A 2,603-nucleotide genomic window follows, 5' to 3' on the forward strand; every position below is an offset into this window, starting at 1 on the left:
CGGTGCAGCAGGCGGCGGTGGATGTGCCGCAGGTACTGGGAGGTCATGGTGGGATTGACGCTACCGTAAGACCCATGGACCTCACCTACGATGCTCACGCCAACACCGCCTACCTCACCCTCGGCACCCCGGGGCAGCCCAGCCACCGACTCTTCGGCGGGCTGACCATGCAGGGGATGAACGGCGAGGTGATCTTCGAACTCGACCGCTCGGGCCGCATCATCGGCATCAAATTCGACGGGGCGCGGGAGCTGCTCAACCCGGAGGTGTACCAGGGGTAGGCACACACGGTCGCCATCTTTGGCATTGTGGTGTGACGGGGATCTCACGCGGATCCCATCGCCACGACAAAGGACCTCATCATGACCGACTACTCCCACCTCATCTCCTCCCAGCTGCTTATCGACGGCTGGGTCGACGGCACCTCCGAGCGCGAGGCCACCACCTCCAATCCCTTCAACGACGAGCCGATTGCGACGATCCGGCAGGCGTCGCAGGCGGACGTCGATAAGGCCTATGACGTGGCGAAGGAGAAGCAGCGCGAGTGGGCGGAGCTGCCGCCCAAGGACCGTGTCGCCGTGCTGAACAAGGCCGCGGACTTCATCGAGGAGAATCGGGAGGCCATCGTCGCGCTCATTCAGGCCGAGTCCGGGTCGACGGCCGCGAAGGCGGGCAAGGAGGTCGCGTTGGCGACCGGGTCGCTGCGCGAGTCCGCCCAGTTCCCGACCCGCATCAAGGGCTCCATCCATCCCTCGGACACCCCGGGCAAGACGAACCTGGTGTTCCGGGAGCCGGTCGGCGTCGTCGGCGTGATCAGCCCGTGGAACTTCCCGTTCACTCTCTCCATGCGCTCGGTCGCACCGGCCCTGGCCTGCGGTAACGCGGTGGTGCTCAAGCCGGCGTCCGACACCCCGCTCGTCGGCGGGCTCCTCTTCGGCAAGATCTTCGAGGCCGCCGGCCTGCCGCAGGGCGTGCTCAACGTCGTCGTCGGCGCCGGTTCGGAGATCGGTGACTACTTCGTCGAGAACGAGGTCCCCTCCCTCATCTCCTTCACCGGCTCCACCCCGGTCGGCCAGAACGTCGGCGCCAAGGCCGTCGGCGGCAAGCGGATGAAGAAGGTCTCCCTGGAGCTCGGCGGCAACGCCCCGCTGGTCGTGCTTGACGACGCCGACCTCGACCAAGCCCTCGGCGCCGCCACCCTGGGCAAATTCCTCCACCAGGGACAGATCTGCATGTCCGTCAACCGCATCATCGTGCAGGCCCCTGTCTACGACGAGTTCGTGGAGAAGTACGCCGAGCGCGTGAAGAAGCTCACCTACGGTGACCAGCACGAGCCGACCACCGTCGTGGGCCCACTCATCAACGATCAGCAGGTCGAGTCCGTCACCGCCAAGATCGACAAGGCCCGCGAACAAGGAGCCCGCGAGGTGGTCTCCGGGCCGATCGAGGGTCGTGTCGTCGCCCCGCACGTGTTCGCCGACGTCACCCCGGACATGGAGCTGTTCCGCGAGGAGATCTTCGGCCCCGTCGTCGGCATCATCAAGGCCGACGACGAGGAGCACGCCCTCGAGCTGGCCAACGACACCGAGTTCGGACTCTCCTCCGCCGTCTACACCCGCGACCTCACCCGCGGCGTGCGCTTCGCCCGCCGCGTCGAGGCCGGCATGACCCACGTCAACGACATCACCGTCAACGACGAGGCCCACGTCATGTTCGGCGGCGAGAAGAACTCCGGCCTCGGCCGCTTCAACGGCGAGTGGGCCATCGACGCCTTCACCACCGAGCACTGGGTGGGCGTGGCGCCGGGGGAGGCGGAGTTCCCGTTCTAGGAACCGGGCACAACACATCTCAAGAGAGTTTGAATTAGGAGTGGTGACCTGTAACGCAGTCGAGGCGCTTGTTCGAAGGAAGGTATCGAGTCGATGTCGGATTCAATGGCCCGAGAGGTGAAGATATGGAAGTACTACAAACTCGCGAGGGATCTAGCAGAGGAATACGGTAGCCCCGCTACAGAGGAACACGCGCGTCTACGTTTCTGGGCCGCAATGTCTGACGTTCACAAGACGCAACTGGATCCACGCGCTAAGCCGAAGGATTCGCGGCGAATTCACCCAGTGTCGGGCGACAAGCGGGTGGGTGCGGTTTCCCACCCCACGAAGACCGCACGTCAAACGACTGGTTTTCGTAGGTAGGGGATTTGTCCTCACGCGGAGTCGACCGATATCCGGACCATGGAACGTCCCTCCTGCGAGGCCAGGGACGCTTGATTAGTCAAGTCCGTGGGGGTGGTGGTTCTGTCTTTCGACAGTACTTGCGGCATGACGGTGACAGGGACGGTCACGTGGTCGAAGTCGGGTCTGGTTCCTGTCACCTCCGGGGTGGTCTCGGCCGCTTCAACGGCTAGTAGCCATCGACGCCTTCACCACCGAGCATTGGGTGTGCGTGGCGCCGGGGGAGGCGGAGTTCCCGTTCTAGGTGCTTATCGACGGTGGCGTGAGGTCAGAAAAGCGTGTCGGGGAGAGGATCCTTCTCTGTTCGGGTGGGAGCGGAGTCGGTGGTGATGGTTGAGAAGAACCTGCCCATGTACTCACGCAGCGCGGGAT

General features: G+C 64.5%; 2 protein-coding genes. Both read left to right on the top strand.

All coding sequences use genetic code 11. From position 1 onward, the window contains the following. The first annotated feature begins 74 nt into the window (after nucleotides 1-74). Nucleotides 75-281, top strand: coding sequence for a DUF2283 domain-containing protein (locus Q4F73_RS07295; RefSeq protein ID WP_303358697.1), 207 nt, complete (start codon nucleotides 75-77; stop codon nucleotides 279-281). Nucleotides 282-362: 81 nt separating this feature from the next. Next, the gene (locus Q4F73_RS07300) at nucleotides 363-1,829 is read left to right on the top strand and encodes an aldehyde dehydrogenase family protein (protein ID WP_303358698.1); all 1,467 of its coding nucleotides are present in this window, start codon (nucleotides 363-365) and stop codon (nucleotides 1,827-1,829) included. Nucleotides 1,830-2,603 lie beyond the last annotated feature (774 nt).

It is taken from the genome of Corynebacterium sp. (assembly GCF_030535495.1).
Lineage (GTDB): Bacteria > Actinomycetota > Actinomycetes > Mycobacteriales > Mycobacteriaceae > Corynebacterium.